The 15,104-nt window shown below is 48.0% G+C and carries 13 protein-coding genes; 4 read left to right on the forward strand and 9 right to left on the reverse strand.

Annotated elements, in window-relative coordinates:
- Positions 1–67: 67 nt before the first annotated feature.
- From L5M37_RS16390 to L5M37_RS16410, 5 genes are all read right to left on the reverse strand, one after another.
- Complete coding sequence (locus tag L5M37_RS16390) at positions 68–2,524, reverse strand: toxin-antitoxin system YwqK family antitoxin (RefSeq protein ID WP_263201242.1); 2,457 nt, start codon at positions 2,522–2,524, stop codon at positions 68–70.
- 142 nt (positions 2,525–2,666) lie between these two features.
- Complete coding sequence (locus L5M37_RS16395) at positions 2,667–4,475, reverse strand: AMP-dependent synthetase/ligase (RefSeq protein WP_263201244.1); 1,809 nt, start codon at positions 4,473–4,475, stop codon at positions 2,667–2,669.
- 192 nt (positions 4,476–4,667) lie between these two features.
- The gene (locus L5M37_RS16400) at positions 4,668–5,984 is read right to left on the reverse strand and encodes a VIT1/CCC1 transporter family protein (RefSeq protein ID WP_263201245.1); all 1,317 of its coding nucleotides are present in this window, start codon (positions 5,982–5,984) and stop codon (positions 4,668–4,670) included.
- Positions 5,981–6,844 carry an ABC transporter ATP-binding protein gene (locus L5M37_RS16405; protein ID WP_263201247.1) on the reverse strand — a complete coding sequence of 288 codons (864 nt, stop codon included), beginning with the start codon at positions 6,842–6,844 and terminating at the stop codon, positions 5,981–5,983. Before L5M37_RS16405 ends, L5M37_RS16400 begins: the two co-directional genes overlap by 4 nt.
- A 53-nt stretch (positions 6,845–6,897) precedes the next feature.
- Positions 6,898–7,269 (reverse strand): GntR family transcriptional regulator, encoded by a 372-nt coding sequence (locus tag L5M37_RS16410; RefSeq protein WP_006084836.1) that lies wholly within the window; start codon positions 7,267–7,269, stop codon positions 6,898–6,900.
- Between the two features lie 93 nt (positions 7,270–7,362).
- Between L5M37_RS16410 and L5M37_RS16415 the strand changes: the two genes are divergently transcribed.
- The 4 genes from L5M37_RS16415 (at position 7,363) to L5M37_RS16430 (ending at position 11,295) form a co-directional block, all read left to right on the forward strand.
- Complete coding sequence (locus L5M37_RS16415; protein ID WP_263201250.1) at positions 7,363–8,982, forward strand: alpha/beta hydrolase; 1,620 nt, start codon at positions 7,363–7,365, stop codon at positions 8,980–8,982.
- A gap of 3 nt (positions 8,983–8,985) precedes the next feature.
- Positions 8,986–9,720, forward strand: a complete 735-nt coding sequence (locus L5M37_RS16420) for an ATP-binding cassette domain-containing protein (RefSeq protein WP_263201252.1) — start codon at positions 8,986–8,988, stop codon at positions 9,718–9,720.
- A gap of 82 nt (positions 9,721–9,802) precedes the next feature.
- Positions 9,803–10,951: an ABC transporter permease gene (locus L5M37_RS16425; RefSeq protein ID WP_263201254.1), complete on the forward strand. Its 1,149-nt coding sequence runs from the start codon at positions 9,803–9,805 to the stop codon at positions 10,949–10,951.
- Between the two features lie 95 nt (positions 10,952–11,046).
- Positions 11,047–11,295, forward strand: a complete 249-nt coding sequence (locus L5M37_RS16430; protein WP_263201256.1) for a hypothetical protein — start codon at positions 11,047–11,049, stop codon at positions 11,293–11,295.
- A 73-nt stretch (positions 11,296–11,368) separates the two neighbouring features.
- On the opposite strand, the gene mog is transcribed toward L5M37_RS16430, so the two are convergent.
- From mog to L5M37_RS16450, 4 genes are all read right to left on the reverse strand, one after another.
- Positions 11,369–11,902 carry a molybdopterin adenylyltransferase gene (gene mog, locus L5M37_RS16435; RefSeq protein WP_106648670.1) on the reverse strand — a complete coding sequence of 178 codons (534 nt, stop codon included), beginning with the start codon at positions 11,900–11,902 and terminating at the stop codon, positions 11,369–11,371.
- A gap of 319 nt (positions 11,903–12,221) precedes the next feature.
- Positions 12,222–12,686 carry an NlpC/P60 family protein gene (locus tag L5M37_RS16440; protein ID WP_006083761.1) on the reverse strand — a complete coding sequence of 155 codons (465 nt, stop codon included), beginning with the start codon at positions 12,684–12,686 and terminating at the stop codon, positions 12,222–12,224.
- A gap of 136 nt (positions 12,687–12,822) precedes the next feature.
- Positions 12,823–13,560, reverse strand: a complete 738-nt coding sequence (locus tag L5M37_RS16445) for a sulfite exporter TauE/SafE family protein (RefSeq protein WP_263201258.1) — start codon at positions 13,558–13,560, stop codon at positions 12,823–12,825.
- 235 nt (positions 13,561–13,795) lie between these two features.
- Complete coding sequence (locus L5M37_RS16450; protein WP_173497262.1) at positions 13,796–15,040, reverse strand: MFS transporter; 1,245 nt, start codon at positions 15,038–15,040, stop codon at positions 13,796–13,798.
- Positions 15,041–15,104 lie beyond the last annotated feature (64 nt).

A 15,104-nucleotide genomic window follows, 5' to 3' on the forward strand; every position in this document is an offset into this window, starting at 1 on the left:
CCAACCACCAAACTCATCCATTATCCTAAGCCAAACAGGTTCTAGCCACTAGCCCAAACCTAGCATTTTAAAACTGACAACTCGCCGTTTCTGGGGTTTGCTTGCCGTTAGCATCGTACTTTTTAAGGCATCCAGCCTTACCCATATCATACATTTTCTCGTATTCTAACTTGCCATTTTTATAAGACTTATACACTCCATGAGTTTTTGGGTTCTCTAAGTGATAAATCTTACGGCCCTTAGTGATATGTGAGTAATCGGCAAAACCCGGCTCTTCGGAATAGATGACACCGTTAATGTAGCGCTTGTGTACCACATGCTGTTCATCGATACGCAGCATTTCATTCGCTATCTTGCCATTCATGTCGTAACACACTTTATCCACGGCATAATTGCTATCGAGGTCTTCAATACAACTCACGGCACCATTATCAAAGTACTCGCGCTGTATACCGCAGCGCGCAATGGCGTTATCCCAGAAATAAGGTTCACCGTTCCAGGTTTCGCCTTCTTGCTGGCAGTAGTTCCACAGGCTTCTTAATTGCCCATTGGGATAGAAACTGTAATGGGGGCCAGAGACACGGTTATTCACTTGGTGACCATATCGGGAGAGTGAGTAACCACCATCAGTGGAATAACTGATACTTGGGCCGTATTCCTTACCCGCTTTGTACGTTTTTAAATTTAATAAACGGCCATTGGAATCAAACTGATATTCTTTATCTACAGCGCCATTGGTGTAATAAGCCAATTTATACAAGGAGCCGCTGCTATGATATTCGCGCTGCTCACCGTGTTTTATCGATGAAATTGCTTCATTTTTACCATTAATCACCCCTTCACAATCATCTGAGTAGGGATTCTCACGCATAATACATTCATCGTGCGAAGGCTTAAGCGTCACCGCTTCATTGAATTTATAACTCGTTAGTTCAGTCAGCTCACCGTTCTGGGGATTAAAGCGCATTTGCTGACCATCCAACTCTCCTTGGCGGTAGTTAGCGATATCCACCACGACATTCGGACTTGAATACCAAATACTCTGACCATTAAGGCGACCCTGCTCATAATGACGGGTATTAAACATCAGATTATTTTTGTCGAATGATTTAGACTCTCCTTGACGTAAGCCATTGACATAGTTCACTTCGGTACGAGTCCCATCTTCGGCTTTAAATACCCAAGGGCCAGTGCGTTTTCCTGCAAGATAGGCGCCTTCACCTACTTGATCACGGAAATGTCCGCTCGTCACTTTATCGACCCAAGCGCCTTGCTTCACACCCTTTTGATACTGGCCTTTGCTACCATCAGCCTCAAGCCACTCGCCATCTTTTACGCCATTGAGATAAATGCCTTTTGCCACTAATCGCTTATCGCCTTCTGCACTGGAGTCATAATCGGGCTCATAGACTTCGTAGGGGCCGTCGAGCACATCCTGATTGTAATGGGCAAAACCAAAGCTATCGGCCTCATCGAACATCGACTGTGCAATCCATTTACCTTGCTTTTTACCGTCAAGATATTCGCCTTCCCAATAAATGGCTTGGTTCTCTGTCTCCATCCACTTACCGACTTTTTTGCCCTGTTTGTAGTTACCAGAGTAAACCACGCTACCATTGCGACCATCGTAGGCCGCATATGGGCCATCAAGCACGCCTTGGGCATAATGACTTTCACTGGCAAGCCCTGCCCAAGTACTCGCCATGCTCATACTCATAAAATCGTAGGATGGGCCAGTTTTAGGGATCACGGCACCACCACTTTTAAGCCAATCAAAGTCATCGGCCTCAAAGGCCACGCTCACCAACACAAAACTGCCATCTTCTTCACTATATCCACTGCGATCAAAGGTGGTCACTAAGCTATATTGGCGCTCAATCCCTTGGGCATCTTTATCTTTGCGAGTGAGTGGATAACGTAATTTATATTCGACGGCTGTCTTCACATCGACGGGTGAACCTTCGGAATTACGATAACCCACTAAGGTCGGCTTGAGCTTAGTAGAACCATCGACAACCGCTTTAATGGTGGGATCTTCAATCGCGTCAACATCATAGGTCATACGGTATTGTTGCGGCGGAATTTGGCTTAACACTTTACGAACGCTACCCACGGTAAACGAGGTTAAGGTTGGTGCCACTTCATCGAGCACAACCTGTAGACGGGGGAGTTTTGTGAGATCATCCCCTTCAAAACCATAGCCCCGTAAATGCTGACCATCGGCATCTTTCAGCATGACAACCACTTCTTTGGTGCCACCTTTATCAAAATCGAGGTAAAAAACCGCAACCACTTCAGCAGAACCATAATCATCAAGACGCACGCCGGGCGCATCGCCATAGAGCATTTCGCCCCACACTTTATGATCTTTTTGATAGAAATTGAGCCATTGCCCGTTAGGTAAGTCCACTGGGCCATGGACGATTTTGTCGTAATCCTCAGCGTCAGCTGCAGGAATGACAGTTAAAGAAGATAACAACACCGCACTCACTGCAGTGAATAAACTACGAATCGAAAGTTCCATTTAACTACACCTTTTATACCGACGCCTCGCGCCTCATGCGCACCAGTAAACGGGGCGAATTTTAAGCGAAGAAAAGCACTTCAGGAAGTAGTAGATAAAAAAAAGGCCGCTTCTGCGGCCTTTAGCAACAACAACTTAACAATTAGTTGTTGTACATAGCATTTATTTCATGGGCGTATTTATGGTAAATCATCTTGCGGCGCAGCTTGAGCGTTGGGGTGATTAAACCCGCTTCCATCGAAAACGCTTCAGGCAACAGAGTGAACTTTTTAATCTGTTCAAAACCGGCCAACTCATGCTGTAACTGCTTTAAGCGCTGTTCAAAATGTTCAACCACATGACTATGGCGCAGCAATTCTAAAGGTGACTCATACTTCAGCCCTTTGTCCTTCGCCCACGCTTCCAGTGACTCAAACGCTGGCACAATCAAGGCGGTCACATAATTACGCGCATCGGCAATAATCGCCACTTGCTCGATAAAAGGACAACAGCCCACGGCGCCTTCAACCCTTTGCGGCGCGATATATTTACCGTTGGAGGTCTTCATCAATTCTTTAATACGATCGGTAATAAATAAATTGCCGTTCGCATCGAAACGCCCTGCATCGCCGGTTTTTAACCAACCATCTTCAAACGCAGCGGCGGTATCTTCAGGACGATTGTAATAGCCGCGCATCACAGTCGCGCCGCGGACTAAAATCTCATCGTCCTTACCTAGCTTAATTTCGGTTTCCAGCAAAGGTTGTCCATTGGAACCCGGCACTCGATTACCTAAGGTATTGCAGGTCACAGTCGCGTTAGTTTCTGTCATACCGTATCCACAAAGTACTGGAATATTAATCGCATGGAAAAAACTACCGACATTCACATCTAAGGCTGCGCCACCGCAAGGCATAAACTTCAAACGGCCACCGAGCACGGCTTGCAGCTTGCTATACACTAGCTTGTGCGCCAAACGCCATTGCAGCGACAACCACAATCCGCCCTTAGCACGACCTTGGCCTACTTCGAACTGACGTTGGCCAACGCGCATCGCCCAAGCAAACAACTTCTTACGACCGTCGGCTGATTTGGCGACTTTATCTTGTACGGCGCTATACACTTTTTCGAGGAAACGCGGCACCACACACAAGGTATGTGGACGCACGGCGCTAATCGCCTCTTTCACTCTTTGGGTATTTTGCAGATAGACGTTATGGCCGCCACGGCACAAGACGTAGAAACTCCAACTGCGCTCAAATACATGGCTCAATGGCAAAAATGCCAAAGACACATCGCCAGAATGGAAGGCCAATTTTTGATCGTGCTGGCGTATGGTAGACGCCATATTACGGTAATCCAGCATCACGCCCTTAGGATCGCCCGTCGTGCCGGAGGTATAAATTAAGGTCAGTAAATCATCAAGATTTGCAGCGTGTAAACGCTGATTAAGCTCGGCTTCTTGCTCAATGTTTAACTGAGTGTCACCCGCCAGTAGGGTATCTAGATGCCAATGCTGATTGGCCTTATCGGCAGCGAGTGCCACGCTGGCATCGAATACAATCACATGCTCTAAGCTTGGGCATAAGGCTTGCAGCTCACACGCCATAGCGTATTGCTTAGCATCGTCAACAAAAATCACTTTAGCGGTGGCGTCGTTAACGATAAAGCTCGCCTGTTCGACGGTACTGGTGGGATAAATTGGCACTACAACGGCGCGAGTTTTGAGAGTGCCGACATCGGCACAAGTCCACTGCGGGCAGTTTTGCGCCAGAATAACGCAACGGTCTTGCACTTGTACGCCAAGTTCGATCAACACTTGTGCAATTTTACTGCTGATTTGGTCGAAGGCTTGCCAACTCACCTGATACCAAGGAGCGGCCATTTCAAAACCTTCCAGCGCTACTGCGTCTTTTAAAGACTCGCTCTGCTGCTGTAGTAGTCGAATAACATGATATTGATCGAGAGACATAAGAGACTCACCTTTTTAGCTTACAAGTGTACCGCTTTTGCAGCATTCTACCTGAAGGCCAAATAAAAACTAAGAGTTTTTGCTCTAATGTTGTGCAAATGTCGCCCAAATCACGCTGTAAATAGGCTTTAGCGGCGTACCACTCTTAGTTTCACTTACTTGCCAGAGCGAACAAAATTTAATCTCGGAACGTCAACATGCTCTCATAACATCGCCCTTCCAGAGGGTTTTCTTGCCCCAAATCAGTACCGCTTGCCCCAGCAGTATTAAGAGTAGCTCCCATAGCAACCAATTAGTTAAATTGCCGCCATCACGTAAAGACGTAAGGCTGATGGACACCCACAGGGAATGCCCCGCGACGACCATCATAGTGAGCGTGATATGCAAAACTCGGCGACACATACAGCCAAAACCTAACGTCAAGGCGCAGGCCCAGTAAGTACTCAACACGAGATGACCCACTAACTGCATATTCAGATCACCATTGAGCCAGCCCAACAGCAGACTACACACCAACATAATGCCGACGACCACATTCAGGAGTCTTTGCTGTCCAAGGCAAAATGCCGCTATGAGTCCTTTTCGACCATCAAACCCTGGCATCAACAATAAGGTTTCTGTCGAGCGCGAGCGTTGCACTCTGCTCCAATGCACCAACGAACAACTAATCACGCTGAACTGCGCCAAAAACAATAATACAGGGATATTCAAATGAAATTGATGCGACAACAGCCCAAGCACTAAGCAGACTACGGGCAATAGCAGCAGTAAAATCGTCAACATAGGGCCAATAAAAAAATTGGTGGGATGCAAATAACGCTCGAAGCGACTCAAGATACGCATGGATTGCAGATTCGGCAGCCAAAACCAGCCCATTTCGAGACCATTGAGATATACCGTCCTCGCCTCAGCACGCCAAGGTAAAACACCGCATGCACGCGCAATCAGCATACCTAAAATCAGCAGGGCAATCGCACTTAGCCAAAGAGGAATGTGCTCTGCAATCAATGGGATAAACGGCATTAAGACAAAAAGTAAAAACGAAGCATAAAACCACTGAGTACTGAGTAAACAAAGCCAAATAAAAGTTAAACTCATCACCAAAGCCAGCACTAAGCTCGCTAGGCTAGCCGTCAAACCTACAGCCCAACAGAACAAGACACCTATGCCAAAAACGCTAGCTAAAACAGTGACACTTTGAATGTAGATATGGCGACGATAATGGGGAATTAACTGTGCGCATTCATTCGCCATCAGACGTATAAGTTGCCATGCAACCGCCGCCGAGCTTGATATAATCCCCATAGAAAACAACAATTCAGCACTGTCATTTTTACCATAAACCGCGGCGATACAAGCTAAGATCACCCCCAGTATAGCTGTACCTAAAAAGCTCACACTGCCGATATCAAAACACCAAAAGCGCAGCATGCCCTTGAAAGGATTCATTCGCTGACTCGTTCTTTTGCCCTTCGCGACTTGTATCTGCTTATGGTGCGCCGCACTCATCTGTGTAGCTCCATAAACAGCTGCTCCAAGTTTAAGGCCTCATTCTTTAACACACCTGATATTGACGCGCTGTGCTCACCTAAATCCACCAGCACTGAATCACCGACACGACTCAACACAGTGACCGACTCAGGCAAAACCGTTTCGGGCGCGAGAGTGAGTAAACGCACTTGTTCCCGTAGGGCATCGATTTCTTTAAACAGCACTAATTCGCCCTGTTTAATCAGCGCCACATGACTGGCAACCCGCTCGATATCTGAAGTGATATGGGACGAAAACAGTACAGCGGAACCCGATTCGAGGGCGAGATCGAACAAATCGACCATAAATTTACGCCGTACAATCGGGTCGAGACTGGCGACGGGCTCATCGAGGATCAACAGTTCAGGGCGATAGGCCATCGCCATAATCAAGGCTAGCGATTGCCTTTGCCCCACAGATAAACGTTGCACCTGTTGAGTCACATCTAGCTCGAACCGTACTAGCCAATCTTGCTCTAATTGCATGTCCCAATTGGGATAAAAACTGCGGTGTAAATCGAGAGCCCGTTCAATGGTAAAACCTTCATAACCAAAAGGTTGCTGCGGCACATAACCTAAGCGCTCCTTTGCCTTTGAAGTTAAGTTTTCGGGCGTTTCGCCTAAGGTAACAATACTGCCTGAATCCGGCATGAGCACACCCAAAGCGCAGCGCATTAGGGTCGATTTACCCGCCCCATTTTGCCCTAATAACCCGACCACCATGCCCGCGGACAAGGTTAACGATAAATCCTTAAGCGCCCACTTTTCACCTGCGCCTTTACCGCGAAAGACTTTATTCACTTGGCTAAATTCAAGTATTGGTGTGCACGCTTGGTCCATCGAATATCATCCTTTTTTATTCTATTTTATCGATAAGTGACAGTAGGTTAACGCTAGTCTTGCCAGCGTTCATTTATCAATTGCATTAACTCGGGCAGGCTGACGCCTAACTGTTTAGCCTGCGACAACAAAGCATCGAGTTGGGGTTCGAGCATGCTCGCCCCCGATGCCATAGTCTCAGTGCGCAGCGCGACTTTTGTCGCTTGGCCGCGGCGGCGTTCGAGCCACCCCTGATCGACAAGCTGCTGAATCGCGCGGGAGACAGTCATAGGATTCACCGCAAGATACTCGGCAATCTGGCGCACAGAGGGCAAGACATCATCCACTTGTAGCTGACCGCCCACAATTAAACGCACGACTTGTTCGTGTAATTGCTTGTAAATTGGTTCACCACTACTGGGGTTGACATTTAAAAGTTCTAACATTAGCCTCTACACACTGTATTAATACATTGATACACCGATACACTGGTAGTTAAATTAACACACTCGTCCTGAAATGCAAAAAGGAAAGCGCGCATGATAGATAGCATGACACACAGGAAGTTAAGCAAAACCGCTCAACGCCCTTCGCCAACTCGGCCACGGCATGGCGCTAATGCCATATGGCGCATGTTAAGCATGAGCGCACTTATGCTGGCGATGGCAAGTACGGCGACGTGGGCGAGTGATGTGAAAAGCCAACAGACACAAGCGGCGGCTGATATAGCGAATAACACCGACACTTGTTATGTGGAAGGCGTATCCGATCGCCTAAACTGCGGTTTTGTGACTGTGCCAGAAAATCCTAACAAACCCGATGGCAAACAGATCCAAGTGCATTACGTCGTATTGCCCGCGGTGAAAAACGTCAACCATGAAGAAGCCTTACTCGCCATTGCTGGCGGTCCAGGACAATCGGCCATAGACAATGCCGCGGGTTTCGATGCCATGCTGAGCAAAGTCCGCCAACAGCGGGATATTTTACTGATCGATCAAAGGGGCACAGGCCGTTCGAATGTGCTGGCCTGCGATGAAGGGGCTCAATCTCCACTGTCCTTCGATGACGATAATGTCGATACCTTAGCCGAAACGCAAAAATGCTTAGCCAAAATTGATGCCGACGTGACTCAATACGGTAGCCTCAATGCGATCAGAGACTTCGAAGCCGTACGTGCGCACTTAGGCTACAAAAAACTGCATATTTACGGCATCTCCTACGGCACTCGCATGGCGCAACTTTACATGCGTTTATATCCAGAGCACTTAGCCACAGTGACCTTAGACGGCATAGTGCCCATGCAGCAAAGCGTATTAGAAATTGGCTCTGCGATTGATCGTGGCTTCGACTTATTGTTTAAGGATTGCCAAGCAACCGCCGCCTGTAACAGTCAATTCCCCGAGTTAAAAGCGGACTTTGAGCGAGTCGACGCTAAGCTCGCCACAGGCCCTGTGATGGAAAACGTTTACGATCCCGTCACGGGCGAAAAAACCATGTTGACCATGACGCGCGGTAAATTCTCAGGCTCGATCCGCATGGCACTCTATCAAGCCAATGTGCGCGCCCTCTTGCCCCATGCGATTCATCAAGCATCGAAAAACAACTTCCAACCCATACTCGGCTTATATGCCCTCACCCTAGACAATGCCGGCATGGCGATGGGCATGCACGCCTCTGTGGTCTGTGGCGAAGATATGCACCGCATTACCCCAACCATGCGCGAGCAGGCCAAAAAATCCTTTATGGGCAGAACCATGCTCGAAGGCTTAGAGGCAACTTGTTCAGTATGGAAAGTCCCTGCAGTCGATAACAGCTTTAGCGAGCCCATTAACAGTAACATTCCGACCTTGTTGTTATCCGGCGAAATCGACCCCGCCACCCCACCAAGCTGGGGCGAGTTAGCGATGGAAAAACTCACCAATGCCAAACACTTTATCGCGCCCTACGCGACCCACGGCGTGGCCTATCAATCCTGCGCCAATAACCTTATCGCCGATCTTGTCCGCTCGGGCTCAGTCAACGATCTCGACGGCGAATGTTTAAACAAAGATGTGCGCCGCAGCTTTTATTTAAATGCAAGCTCGGTGGAACCGCTTAATGCGACCAGCACAAAAACCACCACAACAGATGACCACACCAGCACTGGAGCTAAGGAATAAGCCATGATTAAAGTATCCCATCTTTCCAAGCGCATCGGTGACGTGCAGGCGCTGAATGACTTAAGTTTCGTCGCACAAAACGGCCAAATCACAGGACTACTCGGCCCGAACGGGGCAGGTAAAACGACCTGTTTACGTACTATCTTTGGCCTGCTGAAACCCGATAACGGCAAGGCTGAAATCGAAGGCATAGATGTCGCCATCGACCCTATTGGCGCTAAACAGCAACTCGGCTTATTCCCCGATCCTTTTGGTCTGTACGAACGCTTAACGCCACGGGAATACATTCGCTATTTTGCCGAGCTAAGCGGCTTATCATCCAAGGATGCCAAGGAGGCCACCAGCCAAGTGATTGCGAAATTGCGCCTCGAGGACATTAGCGATCGCCGCTGCAAAGGCTTTTCCCAAGGGCAAAGAATGAAAACCGCCCTCGCACAGGCCATAGTCCACAGCCCAAGCAATATTATCCTCGACGAGCCGACCCGTGGGCTGGATGTGATGAGTACTCGCCTGCTGCGTGACATTCTGGTCGACCTTAAAAATCAAGGGCATTGCGTGCTGTTCTCGAGCCATGTGATGCAGGAAGTCGCCGCGCTGTGTGACCAAGTGATCGTCATGGCCCAAGGCAGAGTCGTCGCCATTGGCAGCCCAACTGAGCTTTGCATTCAAACGGGCAAAGACTCGCTCGAAGAAGCCTTTATTCAACTTATCGGCACGGATGAAGGGATAGCGGCATGATGACTCAAACTAACAAGAATGCAGGCAGCATCAATGATGTACAAGCTCAGATAGATAAGATCATGGATAAGGGAATGACAGCATGAATAAAATAATCGCTATGGTTCGTAAAGAACTCATCGATGCCGCCCGCGATAAGCGCTCTGTGATGGCGGGTCTCTACTACGCCATAGGCACGCCGCTGATCATGTGCGGCCTATTTATGGTGTTAATTGGCCAATTAACCAGCCCCGATGATTTGAAAATCACCATTAAAAATCCCGATAAAGCACCGGATTTAGTAAGATTTTTATCGAATAAAGGCATCACTCAAAGTGCAGCCGATGGCTCTGACGCCAAAGACCTTAAAGCAATAGAACTGATCATCAGCACCGACTATGCCGCGCAGATGAACCAAGGCAAAAGCGCCGAAATCACTATCGTGGCCGATAACTCTGAGGAGAAACTGCAGAACTCGATTCGCAGACTCGAGAAGCAACTGCAGGCCTACAGCGCTGAAATGGGCAGTTTACGTTTAATCGCCCGCGGTATCGACCCGCGCGTGGTGCAGCCACTCAAGGTGAATGTGCAAGACAAAGCCACCACAGACTCTAAGGGTGGGATGATCTTAGGTATCGCTATTTTTACTATGATTTACTCGGTATTTATCTCGGGGATGAACCTAGCTATCGACACCAGTGCCGGTGAGCGCGAACGTAACTCCTTGGCCCTGCTACTGAGCCATCCTCTGACCACTCGCCAATTAGTACTGTCAAAAATTATTGCGGTGAGCTTGTTCGCTCTGCTCGGTTTAGTGCTGATCTTGCTGGTGTCTAAAATCGCCTACGCCTTCGTGCCATGGCAGGAATTAGGCTTTAGCGTCAACATCACCACAGAATTTATGCTGCTGATGTTAGTGGTCGGCATCCCCGTCGCTTTGATGGCCGCTTGTCTGCAACTTTTTGTGTCTTTTATGGCGAAAACCTTTAAGGAAGCTCAATCCTATCTGACTATGGTGCTGTTTGTACCCTTAGCCCTGTCGATGGCCGCCAGTTACAACATAGCGCCAGATATGCTGCAGTGGTTGCCCGTCTCGGGTCAGCAACAGGCATTAATGGACTTTATCAAAGGTAAAGACTTGCCCATGTTGCAGTTACTGGTTTCGACCTTAGGCACACTCGCCATTGCGGTATTGCTCGCCTTTGGCATGGAAAGGTCGCTCAAGAGTGAAAAAGTGATCTTCGGTTTATAGGGCGCTTCAATTGATAAACTTGGGGACGACAAACTTGAGGAGCGATAACTAAGTCGCTCCCAAGTTGAAAACCTCAATAGCTACTGGAGTTTGTTATGGAAAACGAATTTGTCTTAATGGTGATTATGGTCAGCTTCATTATTGGCCTCAGCGCCACTGAAATGTTTAAACACTATCTAAAGGCGCGCCAACTTGGAGTGGGCACCGCAGACGATAGGCACCTTGAGGACAAAGTGACTCAACTCAGCCTACAAAACCAAGCACTAATTGAGCGAGTACAAGTGCTTGAAAAAATAGTGACAGAGCCAGAGTACGAGCTAAAGCAACAGATTAATCAGTTATGAATCCTAAGCTCCTCAAACAATAAAGCCACTGAATTTTCAGTGGCTTTATTGTTTTACAGGCTCGATAGCAAGATTACTTAGCCTTAGGCCTGAATGGCTTGATAACCGACTCATTGCACTCTAAATACGGGCCTTCCATCAAGTCGATACAGTACGGAATGGCGGGGAACACGGCATCTAAACATTCGCGAATCGATTTTGGCTTGCCGGGTAAATTCACGATCAACGAATCACCCCGTAAGCCTGCGGTTTGGCGCGATAAAATGGCTGTCGGTACAAACTTTAAGGATTCAGCACGCATCAACTCGCCAAAGCCAGGCATCATGCGATCGCATACGGCTTCTGTGGCTTCAGGGGTAACATCGCGTTTCGCAGGTCCAGTGCCGCCCGTGGTGACAATCAAACAGCAGTCCTGCTCGTCGGCCATTTTGATCAGCGTCGCTTCAATCACATCCTGCTCATCGGGGATCACTTGATAAATCGGCTCCCACTCGCTGGTGAGGTAGTCGTTGAGCGTGTCGATAATAGCCTTGCCTGAGATATCTTCATAAATCCCCGCGCTGGCGCGATCGCTTACCGTCACAATACCGATTTTTGCTTTGCTCATAGGAAATCCCCAATGATGTTGAAATAAAACCCTGCCGAAATAAAAAATGTCGACATCTAGCATGGAAGAAGCCGCTGCAGCTTCGACCTTAAGCCGCAGCTAAAATAGCATAAATGCTCGGAAAAGGGGGCGACTAAAACGTGATGAAGTTCGCGCAACACCGTTTAGACACTCGGAATTTAAAAATTGTTCATTGATGACAAACGCCTTCCCCAAAGCAAAGCAGCATTGGGCCGATAAAAACATGCCATAAAGGGAGATTGGCTCAGGCATTCTCACTGCAAGTTGAGCCATTCAAAAGATAAAAACGATCAAAGGGCTAAATCCGCCGTGCATTCCAATACTTAGACGCCCAATAACTGTTATGCAGGCTCGAAATCTTCACCCCTTGGCTAGTGGAAACATGGAGAAAATTATCGTCTCCTACATAAATGCCGACATGGTGTGTGCTCCAGCCCGTCTTGAAAAATACCAAGTCACCCTTGCGCAGTTGATTTCTCGGCACAGGTTTACCTAAAGCTTGTTGCTCTTCGACTGTGCGCGGTAAGGTCATACCCAACATCTTCTGATAGGCGACAGACACAAAAGCCGAGCAATCTATGCCACGCTTAGTGCCACCACCTAAACGATAGGGCACTCCGCGCCATTCAGAATGCAGTTCGGAGATATTGCTATCATTCCAAACCGTGGCGGGTTCAACTTGCTTTACCACAGGCTTAGGTTCTGGCGCGCTAGCACAAGCGCCAAGGCCTAAGGCTAAGATAACTATCAATAATCGTTTCATAGCTTCAAACTCATTGCAGGCAGATTTCACAGTAACGTAATTTTGAGTTTTTATCAGGTAAATTCAGGGCGGCTGGGGATCAAAACGCCCCAACACCCGCGCACTCTAGCAGACTAATATAACCTAAAGCTTAAAACTATAACGCCGTCCACAATAAACGCACACCCACCAGCACCATTAAAATCAAGATGATGCGTTTAAATAACCTGTCGTTAATTTTATCTTGAATAAACAAACCTAGCTTTACCCCTAGCCATGCCAGCGGCACCAGTAACAGAGAAACTAAAATATTCTCTTGGTTAATCTGCCCAAGCAAACTGTAGGGGATAAGCTTGACCAAATTCACCACTGCAAAAAACACCACAGCCGTGGCTAAAAACTCCGCCTTAGCCAAGCGCAGCGGCAACAAGTAAGCATTGAGTGGCGGCCCGCCCGCATGGGCAACAAAGCTAGTAAATCCCGCAGTTAAGCCACACAAGCGTCCAACTAGGGGTGAAGGTGATGCTTGGGTTTTATCCCCCAGAATCAAACCATACAAACCAAAACCAAGGGACACACAGCCTAAAATCGCCCGTAAATATTCTTCATTCAACCTATCAAACAACAGATAAGCGATAAAAATCCCCACAACCGCCGCGGGCAGTATTATCCATAAATGACGCGGATTATGTTGCCCCCACCAAGAACGTACGCTTAAAAAATCCATATAAATCAGCAGTGGTAACATGACTGCCGCCGCTGTGGTAGGGCTAATGGCCAGCGCCAATAGCGGCACAGTTAAGCCGCCCACGCCACCCGCAAAACCGGATTTAGAAATCCCAGTAATCAATACTGCGGGTATCGCCACCAACCAAAAAAGAGGGTCCGTTAACATCAACACATCCTAAATAACGCTTTATGGCTATCAAGTTACCTGTTGTTGGTGTGATAAAAAAGAGGCTGCACTGAGCTAACATCAAAAGTGTAATCACATAGATAAGTCAGCGAGCCTAAACGTGAGTAACAACCTCGTCCATAAAATACGGGATAAAAAGTAAAAAATCCGCAGCCATTTGGCTGCGGATTTTTTATGTTAGCTTTTAGCTAAAGAGGAAAAGCTTAGCTTACGCCTATGCAGATTCGGCCGTCATATTCACTAAGCGAGGCGTACTCTTAGTCGCTTTCTTAGCTGACGCAGGAGTTTTGGGCTCTGGCATACGAATGGTTAATGACATGACTAACGCCACCACCAGTAGCACTAAAATCACGTTAAATGTTGCAATAAACCCACCAAATAACGAGGCGACAATCGAACCGATAATGCTGCCGATACCGAAACCTAAGTAGATAACCCCATAGTTTTTAGTCAGGTTATTCAGGCCGAAGAAGTCGCTCACCAATGATGGATAAACAGTGATAGTACCGCCAAAACTAAAGGCAACGCAGGCAACCGCAACGAAGAACAGGTTAGCATTCAAAGGAATGAACAACAGTAACACCATACCGACTAAAGTGATGATCTGCGCCAGTGAAATAACCCGAATGCGGGGGATTTTGTCCGACAGAATACCCAGCACTAAACGACCACTGAGGTTCGCCATAGCAATCACAGCAACAGCATTGGCGGCGACCAGTACAGGCAAGTCGACCATCTTCTCGCCGATATCTTTAGCCACACCAATCACATACAAACCACTCATACAGGCCGACAGGAACATCAGCGCCAGCATCCAGTATTGCGGCTTACGCATGGCTTCAGCGAGGGTGAAGTCGCGGCTTTCGGCCTGCTGACTTGCGGCTGATTGTGCAGGCGCATCTTTCATCAACATACCGCCACACAAGACCAACGCCATGGCGATCAACCCCCACAGTTGGAAGGTGGTTTCAAGGCCAGTGTTTTCGAGTAACAGCACGTTAATGTATTTAAATCCGAGGCTACCTAGACCATAAGCGCCAATCGCTAACGCCGAAATCAGCCCTTTGCGTTCAGGAAACCACTTCACGCAGTTAGACAAGGTCATCAAGTAGCCAGTGCCATCGGCAAAGCCCACTAAAATCCCTGCGCACAGGTAAAGCATCATCAAGTTGCTGGCTTGGGCAGTGAGTAAGAATCCAACGCCGAGTAGCAGGCCTGCGCCTAAGGTGACATTACGTACGCCAAAGCGTTCCTGTAATTTGCCCGCCATGGAAGATGCCACGGCCAAAGACAAACTCAGCAAACCAAACACAAATGCCACTTGGCTGACGGGTTCGTCGAGTTTAACGGCTAACTGCGCATTGAACAGGCTCCAAGTGTAAACTGAGCCGAGTGCAAACTGGGTGATAATAGTACCAACTAAGGTCAGGTACCGAGTACGGTTCATCTCTTTAGTCATGATGCATCTCGCTTTAGGGGATCAGGAATTGAGTCCACTATAAGAGAGATGCGATTCGCGCCGA

It is taken from the genome of Shewanella sp. SM69, assembly GCF_025653985.1.
Lineage (GTDB): Bacteria > Pseudomonadota > Gammaproteobacteria > Enterobacterales > Shewanellaceae > Shewanella > Shewanella oncorhynchi.

Excerpts from the sequence above, each read along its gene's own strand:
- L5M37_RS16400 (WP_263201245.1), bottom strand. The coding sequence starts at position 5,984 with ATGAGTGCGGCGCACCATAAGCAGATACAAGTCGCGAAGGGCAAAAGA.
- L5M37_RS16405 (WP_263201247.1), bottom strand. The coding sequence starts at position 6,844 with ATGGACCAAGCGTGCACACCAATACTTGAATTTAGCCAAGTGAATAAA.
- L5M37_RS16430 (WP_263201256.1), top strand. The coding sequence starts at position 11,047 with ATGGAAAACGAATTTGTCTTAATGGTGATTATGGTCAGCTTCATTATT.
- L5M37_RS16420 (WP_263201252.1), top strand. The coding sequence starts at position 8,986 with ATGATTAAAGTATCCCATCTTTCCAAGCGCATCGGTGACGTGCAGGCG.
- L5M37_RS16445 (WP_263201258.1), bottom strand. The coding sequence starts at position 13,560 with ATGTTAACGGACCCTCTTTTTTGGTTGGTGGCGATACCCGCAGTATTG.
- L5M37_RS16425 (WP_263201254.1), top strand. The coding sequence starts at position 9,803 with ATGAATAAAATAATCGCTATGGTTCGTAAAGAACTCATCGATGCCGCC.
- mog (WP_106648670.1), bottom strand. The coding sequence starts at position 11,902 with ATGAGCAAAGCAAAAATCGGTATTGTGACGGTAAGCGATCGCGCCAGC.
- L5M37_RS16390 (WP_263201242.1), bottom strand. The coding sequence starts at position 2,524 with ATGGAACTTTCGATTCGTAGTTTATTCACTGCAGTGAGTGCGGTGTTG.
- L5M37_RS16395 (WP_263201244.1), bottom strand. The coding sequence starts at position 4,475 with ATGTCTCTCGATCAATATCATGTTATTCGACTACTACAGCAGCAGAGC.
- L5M37_RS16450 (WP_173497262.1), bottom strand. The coding sequence starts at position 15,040 with ATGACTAAAGAGATGAACCGTACTCGGTACCTGACCTTAGTTGGTACT.
- L5M37_RS16440 (WP_006083761.1), bottom strand. The coding sequence starts at position 12,686 with ATGAAACGATTATTGATAGTTATCTTAGCCTTAGGCCTTGGCGCTTGT.
- L5M37_RS16415 (WP_263201250.1), top strand. The coding sequence starts at position 7,363 with ATGATAGATAGCATGACACACAGGAAGTTAAGCAAAACCGCTCAACGC.
- L5M37_RS16410 (WP_006084836.1), bottom strand. The coding sequence starts at position 7,269 with ATGTTAGAACTTTTAAATGTCAACCCCAGTAGTGGTGAACCAATTTAC.